Source organism: Streptomyces sp. NPDC058459, from assembly GCF_042721685.1.
Lineage (GTDB): Bacteria > Actinomycetota > Actinomycetes > Streptomycetales > Streptomycetaceae > Streptomyces.
Map to the genome: position 1 here is coordinate 11,235 of NZ_JBHXLV010000062.1, position 20,626 is coordinate 31,860.

General features: G+C 73.1%; 18 protein-coding genes. 12 read left to right on the plus strand and 6 right to left on the minus strand.

All coding sequences use genetic code 11. From position 1 onward, the window contains the following. Positions 1-4: 4 nt before the first annotated feature. Genes ACFWN1_RS14415 through ACFWN1_RS14425 form a run of 3 tightly spaced genes read right to left on the minus strand, consistent with a single transcriptional unit; the run spans position 5 to position 2,850 of the window. Positions 5-1,306, minus strand: coding sequence for a coenzyme F420-0:L-glutamate ligase (locus tag ACFWN1_RS14415; protein WP_384361252.1), 1,302 nt, complete (start codon positions 1,304-1,306; stop codon positions 5-7). Beyond that, entirely contained in the window at positions 1,303-2,262 is a 960-nt protein-coding gene (gene cofD, locus ACFWN1_RS14420) for a 2-phospho-L-lactate transferase (protein WP_384361255.1), read from the minus strand. The genes ACFWN1_RS14415 and cofD overlap by 4 nt, the downstream gene beginning before the upstream one ends. A 45-nt stretch (positions 2,263-2,307) precedes the next feature. After that, positions 2,308-2,850 (minus strand): cysteine dioxygenase, encoded by a 543-nt coding sequence (locus ACFWN1_RS14425; RefSeq protein WP_384361258.1) that lies wholly within the window; start codon positions 2,848-2,850, stop codon positions 2,308-2,310. 595 nt (positions 2,851-3,445) lie between these two features. Between ACFWN1_RS14425 and ACFWN1_RS14430 the strand changes: the two genes are divergently transcribed. From ACFWN1_RS14430 to ACFWN1_RS14440, 3 genes are all read left to right on the plus strand, one after another. After that, positions 3,446-3,709 carry a WhiB family transcriptional regulator gene (locus ACFWN1_RS14430; protein ID WP_030377564.1) on the plus strand — a complete coding sequence of 88 codons (264 nt, stop codon included), beginning with the start codon at positions 3,446-3,448 and terminating at the stop codon, positions 3,707-3,709. Between the two features lie 195 nt (positions 3,710-3,904). Continuing rightward, on the plus strand, positions 3,905-7,549 hold the full coding sequence (locus tag ACFWN1_RS14435; RefSeq protein WP_384361261.1) for a glycosyltransferase: 3,645 nt from the start codon (positions 3,905-3,907) through the stop codon (positions 7,547-7,549). Then, positions 7,546-9,048, plus strand: coding sequence for a DUF5719 family protein (locus ACFWN1_RS14440; protein WP_384361264.1), 1,503 nt, complete (start codon positions 7,546-7,548; stop codon positions 9,046-9,048). Before ACFWN1_RS14435 ends, ACFWN1_RS14440 begins: the two co-directional genes overlap by 4 nt. A 48-nt stretch (positions 9,049-9,096) precedes the next feature. On the opposite strand, the gene ACFWN1_RS14445 is transcribed toward ACFWN1_RS14440, so the two are convergent. Further along, a complete protein-coding gene (locus tag ACFWN1_RS14445) occupies positions 9,097-9,549 on the minus strand; it encodes a metallopeptidase family protein (RefSeq protein ID WP_384361291.1) in 453 nt (150 codons plus the stop codon). Between the two features lie 308 nt (positions 9,550-9,857). Between ACFWN1_RS14445 and ACFWN1_RS14450 the strand changes: the two genes are divergently transcribed. The 8 genes from ACFWN1_RS14450 (at position 9,858) to ACFWN1_RS14485 (ending at position 18,156) form a co-directional block, all read left to right on the plus strand. Further along, positions 9,858-10,277 carry a DUF3499 domain-containing protein gene (locus ACFWN1_RS14450; RefSeq protein WP_031184356.1) on the plus strand — a complete coding sequence of 140 codons (420 nt, stop codon included), beginning with the start codon at positions 9,858-9,860 and terminating at the stop codon, positions 10,275-10,277. Between the two features lie 66 nt (positions 10,278-10,343). Beyond that, a complete protein-coding gene (locus ACFWN1_RS14455) occupies positions 10,344-11,711 on the plus strand; it encodes a phosphomannomutase/phosphoglucomutase (RefSeq protein WP_384361294.1) in 1,368 nt (455 codons plus the stop codon). A gap of 210 nt (positions 11,712-11,921) precedes the next feature. Next, on the plus strand, positions 11,922-12,092 hold the full coding sequence (locus ACFWN1_RS14460; RefSeq protein WP_020940431.1) for a Trm112 family protein: 171 nt from the start codon (positions 11,922-11,924) through the stop codon (positions 12,090-12,092). A gap of 34 nt (positions 12,093-12,126) precedes the next feature. Further along, positions 12,127-13,254, plus strand: coding sequence for an SIS domain-containing protein (locus tag ACFWN1_RS14465; protein ID WP_384361267.1), 1,128 nt, complete (start codon positions 12,127-12,129; stop codon positions 13,252-13,254). A 54-nt stretch (positions 13,255-13,308) separates the two neighbouring features. Next, positions 13,309-14,457 (plus strand): mannose-6-phosphate isomerase, class I, encoded by a 1,149-nt coding sequence (gene manA, locus ACFWN1_RS14470; RefSeq protein WP_384361270.1) that lies wholly within the window; start codon positions 13,309-13,311, stop codon positions 14,455-14,457. Between the two features lie 151 nt (positions 14,458-14,608). Continuing rightward, positions 14,609-15,589 carry a cation diffusion facilitator family transporter gene (locus ACFWN1_RS14475; RefSeq protein ID WP_384361273.1) on the plus strand — a complete coding sequence of 327 codons (981 nt, stop codon included), beginning with the start codon at positions 14,609-14,611 and terminating at the stop codon, positions 15,587-15,589. A gap of 372 nt (positions 15,590-15,961) precedes the next feature. Beyond that, positions 15,962-17,419, plus strand: coding sequence for an adenosylhomocysteinase (ahcY, locus tag ACFWN1_RS14480; RefSeq protein ID WP_384361276.1), 1,458 nt, complete (start codon positions 15,962-15,964; stop codon positions 17,417-17,419). A gap of 122 nt (positions 17,420-17,541) precedes the next feature. Beyond that, positions 17,542-18,156, plus strand: a complete 615-nt coding sequence (locus ACFWN1_RS14485; protein ID WP_384361279.1) for a hypothetical protein — start codon at positions 17,542-17,544, stop codon at positions 18,154-18,156. Positions 18,157-18,165: 9 nt separating this feature from the next. On the opposite strand, the gene ACFWN1_RS14490 is transcribed toward ACFWN1_RS14485, so the two are convergent. After that, a complete protein-coding gene (locus ACFWN1_RS14490) occupies positions 18,166-19,047 on the minus strand; it encodes an RDD family protein (RefSeq protein WP_384361282.1) in 882 nt (293 codons plus the stop codon). Between the two features lie 140 nt (positions 19,048-19,187). On the opposite strand from ACFWN1_RS14490, the gene ACFWN1_RS14495 reads away from it, so the two are divergent. Next, complete coding sequence (locus tag ACFWN1_RS14495) at positions 19,188-20,195, plus strand: stage II sporulation protein M (protein ID WP_384361285.1); 1,008 nt, start codon at positions 19,188-19,190, stop codon at positions 20,193-20,195. Between the two features lie 188 nt (positions 20,196-20,383). Here ACFWN1_RS14495 and ACFWN1_RS14500 read toward each other — a convergent pair. After that, the coding region (locus ACFWN1_RS14500; protein WP_384361288.1) for a hypothetical protein at positions 20,384-20,626 on the minus strand (243 nt) is incomplete at its 5' end.

Below are 20,626 nucleotides of genomic sequence, written 5' to 3' on the forward strand. Positions count from 1 at the left end.
CGCCTCAGCGCACCTCGATGAACGCCCCCGCCTCCCGGGCCGGCCGGGCCGGCGGTTCCTGGGCCGGGTGACCGATCGCCACCGCGCCCATCGGGTCCCAGCCGGCCGGCAGGCCCAGCACCTCGCGGACCACGTCACGGCAGAACATCGTGGACGACACCCAGGCCGAGCCCAGCCGCTCCCCGGCCAGCGCGACCAGGAAGTTCTGCACGCCCGCGCCCGTGGCGACCACGAACATCTCCCGCTCGGCCGCGTCCCGCCGCGTGTCGCCGTAGGTGTGCGAGCCGTCCATGACCAGGCAGGGCACCGCCAGATACGGCGCGTCGCGCAGCACACCACCGCGCCGGACCCGCCTGGCGACGGACTCCTCGCTCCTGCCGTCCCGGCGCAGGTCGGCGATCCAGGCGTCCCGCATCGCGTCCAGCAGCGCGCGCCTGGACCCGGCCGACTCCAGCAGCACGAACCGCCACGGCGTGGTGTGGTGCGGGGCGGGCGCGGTCACGGCGGCGGCCACCGCGCGGCGCACCGAGCCGGGATCGACCGGCTCGTCGGTGAAGGCCCGCACGGTACGGCGCAGGGTAAGCGCCTCCCGTACCGCCTCGGAGGTGCCGAGCCGGAACATGTCGTCCCGCGCGGAGCGCACCAGCGCCCGCGCGCCGTCGCCCTCCTCCGACGCGCCGGTGACCACGTGGGGCAGGCCGCGTACGACCGCCACCGGCAGGCCCGACGCCTTGCCCTTGACGAGGTCGCCCGCCGAGGCGAGTTCGTCGGCGGTGGCGACGACGGTGGCGGAGAGCGGGTTGCCGTGCGCGTCCGTGCCGCCGCGCAGGTCGTCCAGGACCCGCACCCCGGCCGCGCCGATCGCCACGTCGGTGAGCCCGGCGCGCCAGGGACGGCCGAAGGTGTCGGTGACGATCACGCCCACGGTGACGCCGAGTGCCTCCCGCAGCCCCTCGCGGATCGCCCGCGCCGAGGCGTCCGGGTCCGCGGGCAGCAGCAGCACGGTGCCCTCGGCGGTGTTGGACGCGTCGACCCCGGCGGCGGCCATGACCAGGCCCTGCCGGTTCTCCACGATGCGCAGGGGTCCGCGCCGGGCCACCACGCGCACCGTCTCCGCGTCGATCGCGGCCTCCCGGTCGGCGGCCCGCACGATCCGCCCCTCGGCCTTGGACACGATCTTGGAGGTGACGAGCAGCACGTCCCCGTCCGTGAGACCGGGCTCGGCCGAGGCGATCAGCTTGGCCAGGTCGTCGCCCGGCGCCACCTCGGGCAGACCGGCGGGCGCCCAGACCCGGTAACCACTCACGCGGTCCGCACCTCCCTGGCCAGCTCCAGCGCCTCGCGCGCCATCGCGGCGGTCGCGTCCAGGTCGCTCATCATCAGCGGGACGGCACGGCAGCGGATGCCGGCCGCCTCCACCGTCGACACCGAGTCCGCGTCCACGGTGTCGACGAGCCAGCCGTCCAGCAGCCCCGAGCCGTAGTGCGCGGCGACGGCGGCGGCGGTGGACTCCACGCCGACGGCGGCGAGCACCTTGTCGGCCATCCCGCGCACCGGCGCGTCACCGACGATGGGGGAGAGCCCGACCACCGGGACGCCCGCCTCGGCGATGGCCTCCCGGATGCCGGGCACCGCGAGGATCGTGCCCACGGACACCACGGGGTTGGACGGCGGGAAGAGGATGACGTCGGCCGCCGCGATGGCCTCCAGCACACCGGGCGCGGGCTTGGCCTGCTCGGCGCCGACCGGCACGACCGCCTCGGCGGGCACCGAGGCGCGCAGCCGCACCCAGTACTCCTGGAAGTGGACCGCCTTGCGCTCGCCGTCGAGGTCGACGGCCACATGGGTCTCCACCCGGTCGTCGGTCATCGGGATCAGCTTCACGCCCGGCTTCCAGCGGTCGCACAGCGCCTCGGTGACCGCGCTCAGCGGATACCCGGCGCCCAGCATCTGGGTCCGCACGATGTGGGTGGCGAAGTCCCGGTCGCCGAGCCCGAACCAGCCCGGCCCGGCGCCGTAGGCGGCCAGCTCCTCCTTGAGGTGGAAGGTCTCGTCCTCCCGCCCCCAGCCCTGCTCCTCGTTGATGCCGCCGCCGAGCGTGTACATCACGGTGTCGAGGTCCGGACAGACCTTCAGCCCGAAGAGATGGATGTCGTCGCCGGTGTTGCCGATGACCGTGATGTCCGCGTCCGGGGCGGCCTGCTTCAGACCGCGCAGGAACCGGGCACCGCCGATGCCGCCTGCCAGAACCACAATGCGCATGGGCTCAGTGTGTCAGCAGCCGCCGACAGCCGGTGCGGCCGGTGATCACACCGCGGTCGCGCTCGGCTCCGTACGGGCCTCGCAGTGCGGGGAGGCGGGGGTCCCCCCGGTCGAACCCAGTTGGGACTGGGGGAGCATGGGCATCTCGGTGAGGCCCGGGTAGTAGACGTGCAGGCTGACCGCGGGCTCCAGCGCGTCGTTGACCACGTCGTGCGCATAGCCGGGCGCGAAGACTCGCTGGGCGCCGGCCGCGAGGGTGCGGGTGCCGCGCCCGGTGCGCTCGGTCAGGGTGCCCTCCAGGACGGTGAGGATGCCGGAGGAGCGGCCGTGGTCGTGCGGCCCGCTGCCCTGGCCGGGCACCCAGGACAGCAGCCACACCTCGTAGCCGGGGCCCTGGCGCAGCCGGTGGTACCAGCGGGCGGTGGCGTCGTAGCGGACCAGGTGGGCCCACGCGTCGCGGTCGGCGGCGACCGCGCGGGCCAGCCCGGCGAACTCGGCGACGGTCACGGGGTGCTCGCGGGGCGGCTGCAGCAGGTGGGGGACTTCGAGGAGGTCACCGGCGATCTGGAGATCGTTGTCGCTGTTCATGGGGGTGTGGGGTTCCTCGGCGGAGAGGCGGTGGCTGGAGTGTCGCTGGGCCCGGCCCGGATCACGGGCGTACGGGGAGGTGTCCCGGAACGGGGTACGGGAGCGGCGGGACGCGCCGGGCCGGGATGGGCCCGAGGTCAGCTGGAGCTCGGTCGGCTCAACAGCTGGGACAGCAACAACAGCTGCGACGCACGCAGAGGGCACCGGTGGACCCGGCGATGCGGGTCGTCGTGGGTGCGAAGTCTACGAGCATGCCCCCTAGGACAGCGGTTCACACCTGTGGTGTCAACTCGGGGCCCGGTCCGAGGGGTGCGCTTCACCTCATCCGGTGCATCTGTCAGATGAAAGGTTTGTGCACCCCATACCGGGGACACATGGCGCACATCCGGGCGACGCCTTTCGTGTCCTCAGCCATGCGTCGAGATTTATCCCGATTTGAACACTAAACGCAGGGCCTTGGTTCCGCAGAGTGAATAACGGGCTCAATAGCAGATCCCGGCTTGACTCGCTCGGAGCAGCACACTTGTAATTTCACTCGTGTCGTTCGGCCGGGCCGGCCAGGCACGGGGACGCGAAAGACGGACGAGGGGCGCACATGACCGAGCTGGTGGAGCAACTGCTGGTCGACGACGCGGACGAGGAACTCGGCTGGCAGGAGCGGGCGCTGTGCGCCCAGACCGACCCCGAGTCCTTCTTCCCCGAGAAGGGCGGCTCCACGAGAGAGGCGAAGAAGGTCTGCCTCGCGTGCGAGGTCCGCTCCGAGTGCCTCGAGTACGCCCTCGCCAACGACGAGCGCTTCGGCATCTGGGGCGGGCTGTCCGAGCGGGAGCGCCGCCGGCTGAAGAAGGCCGCCGTCTGACCGGCCAGGGCGCCGTCCGCCGGTCACCGGGCATACGCACCTACGGTGCGAACGGCCCGTCGCACGTGGGTTGTCCACAGGCGGCGGGCCGTCGTCATGACCGACCGATAGTGTGGGCGCTCGTCCGAGACGCCCCGCTGTCCTTGACGGTCACAGGCGTCCACCGCAGTCCATCGAACCGGGGCCCGTACCTCGATGTCCGTGCACAGCCATACGGCAGCCCAACACGACGCTGCCACCCCTGAGTTCCCGCGCCATGTCGTGACCGCTGTCCTGGTCACCCATGACGGCGCCCGCTGGCTGCCCGACGCGCTCGCCGGGCTGCTGAGTCAGGAGCGCCCCGTGCAGTACGCGGTGGCGGCCGACACCGGCAGCGCGGACGACTCCGCCCAACTGGTCACCGAGACCCTGGGGGAGGAGGCGGTCGTCCACCTGGCCCGGCGCACCGGCTTCGGCCAGGCCGTGGAGGAGGCCACCCGCCTCGCACCCGTCCTCACCCCGGACGACCTGCCCTACCTCAGGCGTCCGAACAGCTGGGACCCCGCCACCCGCACCTGGCGCGACGACGCCTACGACCTCCCCGAACTGCCCTACGGAGAGCCCGTCCAGTGGCTATGGCTGCTGCACGACGACTGCGCCCCCGAACCCGCCGCCCTCGCCGAACTGCTGAAGGTCGTCGACAACGAACTCGAACTCGGCCGGGACGACGTGGCCGTGGTCGGCCCCAAGCTCCGCGGCTGGTACGACCGCAGGCAACTGCTGGAGGTCGGCGTCTCCATCGCCAACTCCGGCCGCCGCTGGACCGGTCTGGACCGCCGCGAGCAGGACCAGGGCCAGCACGACCACGTCCGCACCGTGCTCTCCGTCTCCACCGCGGGCATGCTGGTCCGCCGCGACGTCTTCGAGCGGCTCGGCGGCTTCGACCGCCGGCTGCCCCTGATGCGCGACGACGTCGACCTGTGCTGGCGCGCCCACACCGAGGGCTACCGCGTCCTCATCGCCCCCGAAGCCGTCGTCCGGCACGCGGAGGCCGCCTCCCGCGAGCGCCGCACCGTCGACTGCGCGGGCCGCACCACCGCCTCCCCGCACAAGGTCGACAAGGCCGGCGCCGTCCACACCCTGCTCGCCAACACCCGCGCGGCCGCCCTGCCCTGGGTGCTGCTACGGCTGGTCCTCGGCACCCTCCTGCGCACCCTCGCCTACCTCGTCGGCAAGGTGCCCGGCCAGGCCGTCGACGAGATCCGCGGCCTGCTCGGCGTCCTGCTGCGCCCCGAGCGCGTCCTCGCCGCCCGCCGCAGCCGGGGTCCCTCCCAGCTCGACAAGGACGAACTGCGGCAGCTGTTCCCGCCGCCCGGCGCCACCATCCGCGCCACGGCCGAACAGGTCGCCGCCAACTTCTCCAGCAGCTCCGACGTCGACACCTCCGCCGGCCGCCACGGCAGCGCCGTCGAGTCCGGACCCGGCGGCGACGACGCCGACTTCCTGGAGATCGAGCAGTTCGCCCGGCTCAGGCGCATCGCCCGCAAACCCGGCCCGGTGCTCTTCCTCGCCCTGCTGCTGATCTCCCTGACCGCCTGCCGGGCCCTGCTGGGCGGCGGCGCCCTCGCGGGCGGCGCGCTGCTGCCCGTCCCGCCCGGCGCCACCGACCTCTGGTCGGCCTTCGGTGCCGCCTGGCACCCCGTCGGCGCCGGCGGCACCACCGCCGGGCCGCCCTACCTCGCCCTGGTGGCGACGCTCGCCTCGCTCTTCCTCGGCTCCACCGGAGTCGCCGTCACCGTGCTGCTGGTCTGCTCGGTGCCGCTGGCCGGCTTCACCGCCTACTTCGCCTCCCGACCCCTCGTCAGCTCCCGGCTGCTGCGCGCCTGGACGGCCATCGTCTACGCCTTCCTGCCCGCCACCACCGGCGCGCTGGCCCAGGGCCGCGTCGGCACCGCCGTACTCGCCGTGCTGCTCCCGCTGATCGCCCGCGCGGGCATCGCCGCCGCCGGCCTCGCGGGCCGCTCCGGCGCGCGCGGCAGCTGGCGCGCCACCTGGGCGTACGCGCTGCTGCTGACCATCACCACCGCGTTCACGCCCATCGTCTGGCCCGCCGCGCTGGTCCTCGGCATCGGCGTGCTCGTCCTGCGCCGCTCCGACCCGGTCGCCCACCTCCTGCGCTTCCTCGCCCAGCTCGGCACCCCGCTGCTGGTCCTCGCGCCCTGGTCGCTGACCCTGCTGCCGGCCGGCTTCTTCACCGAGGCCGGACTGGACTTCGGCGCCTCGGCCGCCTCCGCCTCCGACCTGCTCGGCACCAGCCCCGGCGGCCCCGGGACCGTCTCCGGCCTGCTGCTCATCGGCATCGTCCTGGCCGCGCTGGCCGCGCTGCTGCGCTCCGAGCGCCGGCTGGGCATCCGCATCGCCTGGGCCGTCGCGCTGACCGGGCTGCTCCTCGCGGTGCTGGCCAACCGCTCCGCCTGGGCCGGACCGGCCACCCTGGTCTACGGCATCGCCCTGCTCGCCGCCGCCGCGCTCGGCGCGGACGGGGCACGCGCGCGGGTGGCCGAGCAGAGCTTCGGCTGGCGCCAGCCGGTCGCCGCCCTGATCGCGCTGGCCTGCGCCGTCGGCCCGCTGGTCGCCGCCGCCGGCTGGATGATCCGGGGCGCCGACGGCCCCCTGGAGCGCCGCGATTCCGCCCAGGTGCCCGCGTTCGTCGCCGAGGACGCCGGCACCCGCGACCAGGCCCGCACACTCGTCCTCGACAGCGACTCCGCCGCACGGGTGCGCTACACCCTGGTCCGGGGCGCCGGCGCCCGTATGGGTGACGGCGAGATCGCCGCGGCCGGCGGTCCGAACACCGGCCTGGACAAGGTCGTCGCCAACCTGGTCGCCGGCTCCGGCGCCGACCAGACCGGCCAGCTCGGCGGGTTCGCCGTCCGCTACGTCCTCGTCCACCAGGGCGCCCCCCGCCAGATCACCCGCGTCCTGGACGCCACGCCCGGCCTGAGCCGGCTCAGCCAGCAGAACGGCAACGCCCTGTGGCGCGTCGACCGCCAGGTCTCCCGCGCCACCCTGACCGGCGCGGGCGGCTCCGGCACCCCGCAGGCCGTCGCCGCCGGCCCGGTGGAGATCCACACCACCGTCCCCGCCGGTTCGGGCGGCCGGGTGCTGCGCCTGGCCGACGCCGTCTCCGACGGCTGGACCGCCACCCTGGACGGCAGGCCCCTCACCCCGAAGACCGTCGACGGCTGGGCCCAGGGCTTCGAACTCCCGGCGGGCGGCGGCAAGCTGGACGTCACCTACGACGCCCCGTTCACCCACACCGTCTGGTTGTGGATTCAGGGCGCGCTCGCCCTACTCCTCGTCGTCCTCGCCCTGCCCGGCCGCCGCCGCGATGTCGATGACGACCTCCCCGACGAGCAGCCCGTACCCGCCCAGGACATGGAGGGCGACGGCCGCCGCGCCCGCCGCCTGCGCGCCCAGGCCGAGGCCGAGGAGACCGAACAGGCCGCCGGGGAGCACGCCGACCCCCAGGCCCCGCCGTACGGACAGCAGGAGCAGCCGGTCATCCCGCACCAGCAGCCCTACGCCGACTGGGACACCGGCACCAGCACCTACACCGACCCCGAGTACGCGTCCTACCCAGCCGACCCCTACGGCCAGACCCCGTACCAGCACCCCGGCTACGACCAGGGCGCCTACCACCCCGACCCCTACGGCCAGACGCCCTACGACCCCTATGGGTACGGGGGCGACCCCGCCCGGCAGCCGTACGGCCCGGCGGCCCACCCGCAGGGTTACGACCCCGCCCAGCAGCCGCCCTACGACGACCGCGGTGAGCGCCACGACGGGAGCCAGCAGTGAACCGCACCACCCTGTCCCTGATCGCCTGCACCGTCGCCCTGGCCGCCGTGACCGGGTTCGCCGCCCTCGACCCGCCCGCCGCCACCGGCACGGACGCGGCCGGCGGCGCCACCGAACGGCCCGTGGAGCGCACCGGCCTGCTGTGCCCGGCGCCGAGCTTCTCCGACATCGCCGACACCACCTACACCTCGTTCACGCCCGTCACCCAGGGCGCCGGCAGCGGCGGCAAGGCCGCGCTGGAGGCGGCCGCCGAGCGGCCGGCCGACGGCAAGGGGGCCAAGAGCGGCAAGAAAGACAGGAACAGCGAGAGCGACAAGCCGGTGCTCACCCCCAAGCCGCCGGGCACGCCGGCCGCCGGCGACACCTCCGGCAGCGACACGCCCGCGCTGATCGGCACCGCCGACGGCACGTACGCGCCCGGCTGGACCGTCCAGCAGACCACCCGGATCGCCGCCGGCACCGGACGCGGCCTCCAGGGCGTCACCTGCACCCCCGCCGACACCGACTTCTGGTTCCCCGGCGCCAGCACCGCCGAGGGCCGCACCGACTACGTCCACCTCACCAACCCGGACGACGAGGCGGCGGTCGTCGACATCAAGCTGTACGGCAAGGGCGGCGCCCTGAAGTCCCCGGTGGCCGACGGCATCACCGTGCCCCCGCACTCCAGCGAGCCGGTGCTGCTCTCCACGCTCACCGAAGAGGCCCAGACCGACCTGACCGTGCACATCGGCGTGCGCGGCGGCCGGGTCGGCGCCACCGTGCAGGCCCAGGACGACGCGGGCGGCGGCGACTGGCTGCCCGCCGCGGCCGACCCGGCGGGCAGCCTGGTGCTGCCCGGCATCCCCAAGGACGCCACCGACGTCCGCCTGATCGCCTTCACTCCCGGTGACGACGACGCCGACGTCAAGGTCCGCCTGGCCTCCCCGGACGGCTCGATCACCCCGGCGGGCAACGAGACCGTGCACGTCAAGGCGGGCATGACCACCGCGGTCGACCTCGGCCCGGTCACCCGGGGCGAACCGGGGTCGCTGCTCCTCACGCCCACCGGCGACGCGGTCCCCGTGGTCGCGGCCCTGCGCGTGGTGCGGGGCAAGGGGGCCCGGCGGGAGACGGCGTACATCCCCGCGACCGCCCCCGTCGGCCGCCGCGCCACCGCCGCCGACAACAGCGCCAAGGGCTCGACCCTGTCCCTGACCGCGCCCACCGGGAACGCCACCGTCAAGGTCACCGCGTCGGCGGGCAGCGAGGGCGGCAGCCCCGCGACGAAGACGTACACGATCAAGTCCGGCACCAGCCAGGACATCGCCGCCCCCACCGGCGGCAAGGGCACGTACGCGCTGACCGTGGAACCCGTCTCCGGCGGTCCGGTCTATGCCGCCCGCACCCTCACCGGCTCGTCCGACGGCGTCTCCGGCTTCACGATCCAGACCCTCCCGAGCGACCGCGGCCTGGTCGCGGTGCCGGGCGCGGAGCAGGACCTGTCCATCCTCCAGCGGTAACCGCGCGACGGGCGGCCGCCCCGGGGGACGGCCGCCCGCTACGCCTCGTCACTCCTCGTCATAGCGCGGGTCCACCGTCTCCGGCGTCAGCCCGAGCAGCTCGGCGACCTGCTCCACGACCACCTCGTGCACCAGCTCGGCGCGTTCGTCGCGGCCCTTGGTGCGGATCTCGATCGGTCGCCGGTACACCACGACCCGCGCCCGCCGGCCGTCCCGCGCGGGGATGACCCCGCCCATCGGCACGCCCTCGTCGTCCCACGGCTCCTCGCCGGTGCCCTCCAGCCGGGGCACCTCCAGCACCAGGAACTCCACCTCGGCCAGCTGCTGCCAGCGCCGCTCCAGCCGTTCCACGGAGTCCCGCACGAGATCCGCGAACACCTCGGCACGGCTGGCCGCCAGCGGCACCTGGGGTGGTGCGATGGGGCCCCGCATGCCCCGTCCGTGACGATCACGGCGTCGGGGTCGGGGACCTGCGGCACGGGGCGGTACGGGGTTGTCCATCACCGCAGAAGCGTAGTCCCCGCCCGCCCCGCACGCCCGGTTCCACGCGGCGGCCGCCCGCCCGCCGCCCCGTGCCCCGCTCCCCGCACCGCCTCCCCGGACTCTTCGCGCGCTTTCTCCCGGTGTTCGCGCAGTCGTCTTCTCGCCATCGTGCGACCGTTCCGGCCACCGCCGGGTCCGGGTGGGGCCACCGCACCGGCCCCGCGGGCAGGACTTTGTACCGGATCATCACCCGATGCCCCCTGCCGGGGCCCGCCCGAGCGGAGGCCGCCGGGCCGCCGGACGGCACGACACGGGAACGGGACCTGATGGAGAGTCGTCGCGGCCCGCTCAAGAGTGCGGTACCGTCCAACATCGTGAGCCTTGTACGTCGCTGTTCGCGCACCGCCTGCGGCCGACCCGCCGTCGCGACGCTGACGTACGTCTACGCCGACTCGACCGCGGTCCTCGGCCCCCTCGCCACCTACGCCGAACCCCACTGCTACGACCTGTGCGCCGAGCACTCCGAGCGCCTCACCGCCCCGCGCGGCTGGGAAGTCGTCCGGCTGCTCGACGGCTCCGCCCCGGCCCGCCCCAGCGGCGACGACCTGGAGGCACTGGCCAACGCGGTCCGCGAGGCGGCCCGTCCGCAGGAGCGCGCGGCGGGAGCGGGCGGTGCACGCACCGCCGACCCCATGGAAGTCGCCCGCCGGGGCCACCTGCGCGTCCTGCGCTCGCCCGACAACTGAGCCACCCTCCCCGCACCTGATCGTCCGGGCGGGTAGTTTTGGGCCCCCAATGGACTTTCAGGAGGGCTGGCCGTGGCAGATCTGTCGCAGATCGTGAAGGCGTACGACGTGCGCGGAGTCGTTCCCGACCAGTGGGACGAGGCAGTGGCCGAACTCTTCGGCGCCGCCTTCGCCGAGGTGACGGACGCGAGCGCGATCGTCGTCGGCCACGACATGCGCCCCTCCTCGCCCGGCCTCTCCCGCGCCTTCGCGCGCGGCGCGCTGAACCGGGGCGTGGACGTCACCGGGATCGGCCTGTGCTCCACGGACCAGCTGTACTACGCCTCGGGCGCGCTGGACCTGCCCGGCGCGATGTTCACCGCCTCGCACAACCCGGCCCAGTACAACGGCATCAAGATGTGCCGCGCGGGCGCCGCCCCGGTCGGCCAGGACACCGGGCTCGCCGGCATCCGCGCACTGGCCGGGCGGTGGCTGGAGTCGGGCGCCCCGGCCCCGGCCGCCTCGCCGGGCACCCTCACCGCGCGCGACACCCTCGACGACTACGCCGCGTACCTGCGCTCGCTGGTCGACCTCACCGCGATCCGCCCGCTGAAGGTGGTCGTGGACGCGGGCAACGGCATGGGCGGGCACACCGTCCCGACGGTCCTCGCCGGGCTGCCGCTCACCGTCGTCCCGATGTACTTCGAGCTGGACGGCACCTTCCCCCATCACGAGGCCAACCCGCTGGACCCGGCCAACATCGTGGACCTGCGCAAGCGGGTCGTGCAGGAGGGCGCCGACCTCGGCCTCGCCTTCGACGGCGACGCCGACCGCTGCTTCGTCGTGGACGAGAACGGCGACCCGGTCTCCCCCTCCGCCGTCACCGCCCTGGTCGCCGCCCGCGAACTCGCGCGCAACGGAGGTACGGGCACGGTCATCCACAACCTGATCACCTCCCGCACGGTCGCCGAGGTGGTCCGCGAGCACGGCGGCACCCCGGTCCGCACCCGCGTCGGCCACTCCTTCATCAAGGCCGAGATGGCCCGCACCGGCGCGATCTTCGGCGGCGAACACTCCGCCCACTACTACTTCAAGGACTTCTGGAACGCGGACACCGGCATGCTCGCCGCCCTCCACGTCCTCGCCGCCCTCGGCACCCGCCCCACCCCCCTCTCCACCCTCACCGCCCGGTACGACCGCTACGCGGGCTCCGGCGAGATCAACTCCACGGTCACCGACCAGCAGTCCCGCCTCGACGCCCTCCGCACGGCGTACGAAGCCCGGCCCGAGGTCACCGTGGACACCTTGGACGGCCTGACGGTCTCCACCCCCGACTGGTGGTTCAACGTCCGCCCCTCCAACACGGAGCCCCTCCTCCGCCTGAACACGGAGGCGAAGGACGAGACGACGATGACGAGCATCAGGGACGAGGTCCTGGCGATCATCCGCGCGTAGCGGCCGGGCAAGGGGACAGGCGGCCGAGACGGCACCCATCCAGCCAACCGAGACGGGCGGACGGCCGGAGAACGCCTGAACCGCACCCACCCCCGACCCGCAGCCGGAACGAAGCCCACGCGCGGCACGACGAAACCCCGGCCCCGCCGAACCGGCGGAGCGCCACGGTACGCTGATCAGCACATCCGCATCCGCCCGAAGGGACACCCCATGCCGCTCGAAGCCGGTCTCCTGGAGATCCTGGCCTGCCCGGCCTGCCACGCCCCCCTCAAGGAGCAGGACGCGGAGCTGATCTGCACCGGCCAGGACTGCGGCCTGGCGTACCCCGTCCGCGACGGCATCCCGGTCCTCCTCGTCGACGAGGCCCGCCGCCCCGCGTAAGCATCAGGACCCCGGCGACCGGAGGCACCCGCCCATGCTCGACGAATCGCTCCTGGACACCCCGGAGGGCCTCGCCGAGGCCGACCGCCGAGGGCTGCTGCGCGGCGCGGCCGAGGCCGGCGCGCGGGTCCGTACCGCGGCCCGGCACGCCGTCGAGGCCGGAGTCGGCGCGCTCCAGCCCGACGGCCGCCCCCGCGCCGTACTGATCGCGGGCCCCGGCGCCGCCGCCACCCACACCGCCGACCTCCTCGGCACCCTGGCAGGACCCGGCAGCCCGGTGATCCGCCTCGAAGCCGCCGGAGTCGCCCCCGCCCCCGGCGCCCTGCGCTGGGAACTGCCCGGCTGGGCGGGCTCCGTGGACCTGCTGCTGATCGCCACCCCCGACGGCACCGAACCGAGCCTCGGCCTCCTCGCCGAACAGGCGTACCGCAGGGGCTGCTCCCTGGTGGCCGTCGCCCCCGCCGGCACCCCCCTCGCCGAGGCGGTCGCGGGCGCGCACGGCCTGTTCATCCCGATGGCGACCGCCCCGTACGACCAGGACGAGCCGCTCGCCGCGGCCTCCTCCGGCGTCTTCTGGGCCCTGCTCACCCCGCTGCTGGCGCTTCTGGACCGCGTCGGCCTGCTGACCGCCGGACCCGACGCGCTGGAGAAGGTGGCCGACCGCCTCGACCACGTCGCCGAGCGCTGCGGCCCCGCCATCGCCACCTACGGCAACGCGGCCAAGACCCTCGCCGCCGAACTCGCCGACGCCCTCCCCGTCATCTGGACGGAGGGCACCTCCGCCGGCCCGGCGGGCCGCCGCTTCGCCGCCGCACTGGCCGAACTCGCGGGCCGCCCCGCCCTGGTGGCCGAACTCCCCGAGGCGCTCGCCGCCCACGAGGCCCTCCTCTCCGGCCCCCTGGCCGCCCGCGCCGACCCGGACGACTTCTTCCGTGACCGGGTCGAGGAGGCGCCCGTGATGCACGCGCGCGTGGTGCTGCTCCGGGACCGCCCCCTCGGCGGCCTCAGCGCCGCCCCCGCCGCCCGTGACCTTGCCCTCGGCCACGACACACCGATCAGCGAACTCGAACCGGAGGAGGGCGGCGAACTGGAGACCCTAGCCGACCTGATCGCCGTCACCGATTTCGCCGCCGTTTACCTGGCGCTCGCCGCCGGCGCCTGAGCTGACCCCCGGCGCATCCGCCCGGCAGCGCACGTACGGAGACAGAGAAGACACATGGACCGCCTCGACAACACCGTCCGCCCCTACGCCTGGGGCTCGACCACCGCCATCCCGGTACTGCTGGGCGCCGAGCCAACCGGCGAACCGCAGGCCGAGATGTGGATGGGCGCGCACCCCGGAGCCCCCTCGCGCACCCCGCGCGGCACACTCGTCGAGGTCATCGGCGCCGACCCGGAGCGCGAACTCGGTGCCGGCGCGGTGGCGAAGTTCGGCCCCCGCCTGCCCTTCCTGCTCAAGATCCTCGCCGCGGGCGCCCCCCTCTCCCTCCAAGTCCATCCCGACCTGGCCCAGGCCCGGCAGGGCTACGCCGAGGAGGAGCGCCGGGGCATCCCCGTGGACGCCCCGGACCGCAACTACAGGGACGCCAACCACAAGCCCGAACTCATCTGCGCCCTCACCGAGTTCGACGGCCTGTGCGGCTTCCGCGCCCCCGCCGAGGCGGCCGCCCTGCTCGACGGCCTGGGCGTCGGCTCCCTCAAGCCCTACGTCGACCTGCTGCGGGCCCAGCCCGAGGACGCCGCCCTGCGCGAGGTCCTCACCGCGATCCTGACCGCCGACGCCGCCGCCATGGCCGACACCGTCACCGAGGCCACCGCGGCCTGCGCCCGCCTCGGCGGCCCCTACGCGCCCTACGCCGGCCTGGCCCACCACTGTCCCGGCGACCCGGGCGTGATCGCGGCCATGCTGCTCAACCACGTCCGGCTCCAGCCCGGCGAGGCCCTGTTCCTCGGCGCCGGCATCCCGCACGCCTACCTCAGCGGCCTCGGCGTCGAGGTCATGGCCAACTCCGACAACGTCCTGCGCTGCGGCCTCACCCCCAAGCACGTCGACGTCCCCGAACTCCTGCGCGTGGTCCGCTTCGAGGCGACCGACCCCGGCGTACTGCGCCCCGAGGCGTCCGGGGACGGCGAGGAGGTCTACGAGACCCCCATCGACGAGTTCCGGCTCTCCCGCTACGTCCTGCCCGGCAAGACCGCGCGCGACCTGACCCTCCCGACCCCGCAGATACTGCTGTGCACGGCCGGCGCCGTCCGCGTCGGCGAGCACGAACTACTGCCCGGCCGGTCCGTCTTCGTCCCGGCGGGCGAGACGACCGAGGCATCGGGCGCGGGCACACTGTTCCGCGCCACTGTGATCGTATGACCGCCCCTGTGGATACCTGAGGCGCCGCACGCCGGTGGGACTGCAACAATGACCCACCGGCAAAGTACGTGCAAAAAAGCGACCCGTGGGGGCACAAGAGCCGTGCGGGGGTGCCGAGAAGGCGACACGGGCGAAGGGAAAACGCGGACTCATGAGCGCGTCAGGCGGTAACAAGGCGATCGTGGCGGCACTCGGCGCCAATCTGGCGATCGCGGCATCGAAGTTCGTGGCGTTCGCGTTCAGCGGCTCCTCGTCGATGCTCGCCGAGGGCGTCCACTCGGTCGCCGACTCCGGCAACCAGTTCCTGCTGCTCATCGGCGGCAAGAAGGCCCAGCGCGAGGCGACCCCGCAACACCCCTTCGGCTACGGCCGCGAGCGGTACATCTACGCCTTCCTGGTCTCCATCGTCCTCTTCTCCGTCGGCGGCATGTTCGCCATCTACGAGGGCTACGAGAAGATCAGCCACCCCCACCCGGTGGAGCACTGGTACTGGCCGGTCGGCGTCCTCGTCTTCGCGATCATCGCCGAGGGCTACTCCTTCCGTACGGCCATCAAGGAGTCCAACGAACTGCGGGGCAAGCTCTCCTGGGCCCAGTTCATCCGCCGCGCCAAGGCCCCCGAGCTGCCCGTCGTCCTGCTGGAGGACTTCGGCGCGCTCATCGGCCTGGTCCTCGCCCTCGGCGGCGTCGGCATCGCCCTGCTCACCGGCGACGGCGTCTGGGACGGCATCGGCACCGTCTGCATCGGTGTCCTGCTCGTCCTGATCGCCCTCATCCTCGCCTCCGAGACCAAGTCCCTGCTCCTCGGCGAGGCCGCCGGCCTGGAGGACGTCAAGAAGATCGAGGCCGCCATCGTCGACGGCGACACCGTCACCGGCGTCATCCACATGCGCACCCTCCACCTCGGCCCCGAGGAACTCCTCGTCGCCGCCAAGATCGCCGTCCAGCACGACGACACGGCCGCCCAGGTCGCCCGCGCGATCAACGATGCCGAAACCCGCATCCGCGAGGCCGTCCCGATCGCCCGCGTCATCTACCTGGAGCCGGACATCTACAGCGCCGCCGAGGCGGCCAAGGGCCCCGACCCGCTCGCCACGCCGGGCGGCCCGAACCCGCACGCCACCGGCCACTGAGCCGCCGGCCCCCGCCCCGAGGCCCCCGCCGCAACCCCGGTCCCCACCGGTCGCGCCGGGGGCCTCGGCGCACTCGGGCACCCCGGCCCGCACCCACCCGTTCGCGCCATATCCGTCACCTGGACGGCGCGCGGTGTCCGAACGCGGACTGGGGCGCGCCCCGCCCTCCGGTGTAGCTTGAGACCGAGCCAGACGTCGCTGCTGATGGCGGTCGGGCGGTCTCCTGGTGGACCGGCCGAGGGAGAGAGGGCCTCCGACGGACTGCGCTGCGCGCACGCGGGCATGCCTGTGTCCTCTTCCCGGGGCACCCCTGTGTCCGTCGCCGCGCAGACCAGCCGTACCTCTCGCCCCGACTTCGAGGAGCAGCCCGCCATGACCACTGTCGACAACCGACAGGACTTCAAGGTCGCCGACCTCTCCCTGGCCGAGTTCGGCCGCAAGGAGATCACCCTCGCCGAGCACGAGATGCCCGGCCTGATGTCGATCCGCAGGGAGTACGCCGAGGCCCAGCCCCTGGCCGGCGCCCGCGTCACCGGCTCCCTGCACATGACGGTGCAGACCGCCGTGCTCATCGAGACCCTCGTCGCCCTCGGCGCCGACGTCCGCTGGGCCTCCTGCAACATCTTCTCCACCCAGGACCACGCGGCCGCCGCCATCGCCGTCGGCCCGGACGGCACCCCGGACAACCCGCAGGGCATCCCCGTCTTCGCCTGGAAGGGCGAGACCCTGGACGAGTACTGGTGGTGCACCGAGCAGGCCCTGACCTGGCCGAACAGCCCCACCGGCGGCCCGAACATGATCCTGGACGACGGCGGCGACGCCACCCTCCTCGTCCACAAGGGCGTCGAGTACGAGAAGGACGGCAAGGTCCCCTCGCCCGACACCGCCGAGTCCGACGAGCACCGCGTCATCCTCGAACTGCTCAACCGCACCATCAGCGACGGCTCCCAGAAGTGGACCCAGCTGGCCTCCGAGATCCGCGGTGTCACCGAGGAGACCACCACCGGTGTCCACCGCCTGTACGAGATGCAGCGCGACGGAGTCCTGCTCTTCCCGGCGATCAACGTGAACGACGCCGTCACCAAGTCGAAGTTCGACAACAAGTACGGCTGCCGCCACTCCCTGATCGACGGCATCAACCGCGCCACCGACGTCCTCATCGGCGGCAAGACGGCCGTCGTCTGCGGCTACGGCGATGTCGGCAAGGGCTGCGCCGAGTCCCTGCGCGGCCAGGGCGCCCGCGTGATCGTCACCGAGGTCGACCCGATCTGCGCCCTCCAGGCGGCCATGGACGGCTACCAGGTCACGACGCTGGACGAGGTCGTCGACAAGGCCGACATCTTCGTCACCACGACCGGCAACAAGGACATCATCATGGCCACCGACATGGCCAAGATGAAGCACCAGGCCATCGTCGGCAACATCGGCCACTTCGACAACGAGATCGACATGGCCGGCCTCGCGCAGCTCCCCGGCATCGTCAAGGACGAGGTCAAGCCCCAGGTCCACACCTGGACCTTCCCTGACGGCAAGGTGATCATCGTCCTTTCCGAGGGCCGCCTGCTGAACCTGGGCAACGCCACCGGCCACCCGTCGTTCGTGATGTCCAACTCCTTCGCGGACCAGACCCTGGCCCAGATCGAGCTGTTCACCAAGCCCGACGAGTACCCGACCGGTGTCTACGTGCTCCCCAAGCACCTGGACGAGAAGGTCGCCCGCCTCCACCTGGACTCGCTCGGTGTCAAGCTCACCCAGCTGCGCCCGGAGCAGGCGGCGTACATCGGCGTCGAGGTCGAGGGCCCCTACAAGTCGGACCACTACCGCTACTGAGCCGCTGATCCCCGCTCCACCCGAGGCAGGCCCCCGCACCCCCGTGCCGGGGGCCTGCCCATTTCCCGCAGGACCAGCGGGCCCGGACCGGACCGTCACCCCGCCAGAACCCAGGACCCCCCATGCCGCGCGGCCGATATTCGCTCCACGATCCGCACGATCACACCCCCCTCGCCGAAGAACACTTCCACTGCGCCCCCGGCCCCTCCGGCTGGCGCTACGTCTCCCAGCTCACCACTCCCGAAGGAGAGCACCGGGGCTCGGTCGATCTTGCCCTGGACGACCTCGGTCGCCCGATCCGCCTCGAACTCCACGCCGGCGGCTGGCAGGTGCGCGGCGCTGCCCTCGACGGCGTCACCTGGGTCCGTACCGACCCGACCGGGGCCGAGGCCACGGAAGGCAATGTGCCCGCCCACGCCTTCACCGGCACGTCCCCGGCATTCCTCGTCGCCACCGCACGTCTCCTGCGCCTCACCCCTTCCTCCTCCGCGACCCGCGTACGCCTGGTCGCCCTTGCCGACCCGGTCCTCGCCCCCCGCACCGTGGACCAGTCCTGGGCACTGATCGACAGAGTGGCACACGCCACTGACAACGGCCCCCTGCTCGTGGACGAATACCAGGTCACAGCCCTGGACACCGGAGAGAGGCACGCCGTGCACATCGCCGGGGACGTGGTTCTATCGGCCCCCGGGACCGAGCTGGAGGACCTCCAGACCCCACCGTCGACCTTCGCCTGACCGAGCCCGCTAGGCGGGCGGCGAGAACCCCGTCGGCCGGGAGCGGGACCCGTTCTCCGCAGGCCCCGGCGCCTGAGCGGCCGGGACATCCGCACCCGGCGCGGGAGGCAGGGCGACCGGGCTCGCGCCCCCACTCTCGTGCTGAAGCGGCCGCCGCGTCTGCCGGGCCTGCCGCTCGTGCACCACGGCCGCCAGAAAGGCGGCGGGCCGCGCCTGGAGGTCCGGCGGCACGGCGGACCCCGTCCGAGCGGCGACATCGGCCGCCAGCCGCGAGGCCATCGACCACGAGACCTGCGGCTGAAGCTGGTGCATCCGCGTCAGATACTGCCGCACCGCGAGCCAGAGCCCGTCCGGCACAGCCGACAGATCCAGCTCCCCGAACCGCCCCGCCAACTCCGGCGGCGGAGGCGGCGCCACACCGGCCCGCCCCTGCGGAATCCGCTCCCGCACCACCAGCGTCCCCGCGAACACGTCCCCGAGCCGCCGCCCCCGGGCCGAGACGAGCGAGGCGACGCACGCCACCACCCCGAACGTCATCAGGATCTCGATCATCCCGACCCCGCCGCGCACCAGCGCGTGCCGGAACCGCACCGGACCGCCGTCGTCGCGCACCACCCGCAGCCCGAACGCCAGCTTTCCCAGCGACCGCCCCCGGCTCAGCGTCTCCACCGCGACCGGCCCGCCGACCAGCACCAGGAGGAAAGCCGCCACGGACAGCGCGGCCTGCGCGGCATCGTCCAGCGACGAGGTGGCCGCCACCAGCCCCACCACCACCCCGACATACACCAGTACGGCCACGACCAGATCGATCAGCACGGCCAACGCCCTGCTCGGCAGCTTGGCGGGCCGCAGTTCCAGCGCCACCGCCTCACCGGTCACCAGCTCACTCATGCCCGCCGTCCTTCCCCTCGCCCACCCCTCATGACGCAAGTCTGCCAAGCTGAGCGCACATCGCCTCGCGGTACGACAAGCTGACGGTGTCCCGTTGTCCCGCGGCGACAAGCGCGACGAGCCGAGGAGCAGGCAGAGCGATGGACCTGGACGTCTTCGTGGCCGCACACCGGACCGAGTGGGACCGCCTCGACGCCCTGATCCGCCGCCGGCGCCGCCTCACCGGCGCGGAGTCCGACGAACTCGTCACCCTCTACCAGCGCACCGCCACCCACCTCTCCCTCATCCGCTCCAGCGCCCCGGACCCCCAGCTCACCGGCCGGCTCAGCCAACTCGTGGCCCGCGCCCGCAGCGCGGTCACCGGAACCCGCCGTGCCTCCTGGCGCGACGTCACCCGCTTCCTGGGCCGAAGCTTCCCCGCCGCCGTCTACCGCGCCCGCCACTGGTGGGTGCCCACCGCCCTGGTCTCCACAGCCGTCGCGATCCTCCTGGGCTGGTGGATCGGCACGCACCCCGAGGTGCGGGCGTCGATCGCCGCCTCCGGCCACCTCCGCGAGCTGACCCGCCCCGGCGGCGAGTACGAGACCTATTACTCCAGCCACCCCGCCGCGTCCTTCGCGGCACAGGTATGGACGAACAACGCCCGCGCCGCCGCGCTCTGCCTGATCCTGGGCGCCTTCCTGGGTGTCTTCGTCCTCTGGATTCTCTTCGAGAACATGCTGAACCTGGGCATCGGCTTCGGCCTGATGTCCTCCGCGGGTCGCCTTGACACCTTCCTGGGCCTGGTGCTCCCGCACGGCCTGCTCGAACTCACGGCGGTCTTCGTGGCCGCCGGCACGGGCCTGCGGCTCGGCTGGACCGTGATCGACCCCGGCCCACGCACCCGTCGCACCGCGCTCGCCGAAGAGGGCCGGGCCGCGCTGGGCATGGCGATCGGTCTGGCCGTGGTGCTGCTCGTGTCCGGCGCCATCGAAGGCTTCGTGACCCCGTCCGGTCTGCCCACCTGGGCCCGTATCACCATCGGAGTCCTGGCCGAGCTGGCCTTCCTCGCCTACGTCTACGTCCTCGGCGGACGCGCGGTACGCGAGGGGGAGACCGGCGATCTCCACGAGGCCGAACGCAGCTCGTCCGCCCCCACCGCCGCCTGATGTGCGTGGAGGCCCTCTGGACTGCTAGTCTCCTCCTCGCCCAGGAAACCCGTTGACACGGGTTGAACGGGGAGGTAGAGTTGAACAGTTGCCTGGAGCTGGACAAGCTCAGGGACAACAGCTAAATTTTATCTTGCTTCATTTGAGAATCGCTGAATGCGACTTCACGAGAAGCACTCTCCGATTGCTCAGAAATAAGCGCCGGTAAGACCGGTCGCAAACTTCTGATAGAGTCGGAACCGCCGGAAAGGGAAACGCGAAAGCGAAGACCTGGAAAGCGCCGAGGAAATCGGGTCGGAAAGATCTGATAGAGTCGGAAACACCGAAGGGAAGCCCGGAGGAAAGCCCGAGAGGGTGAGTACGAAGGAAGCGACCGTTCCTTGAGAACTCAACAGCGTGCCAAAAATCAACGCCAGATTTAGTTGATACCC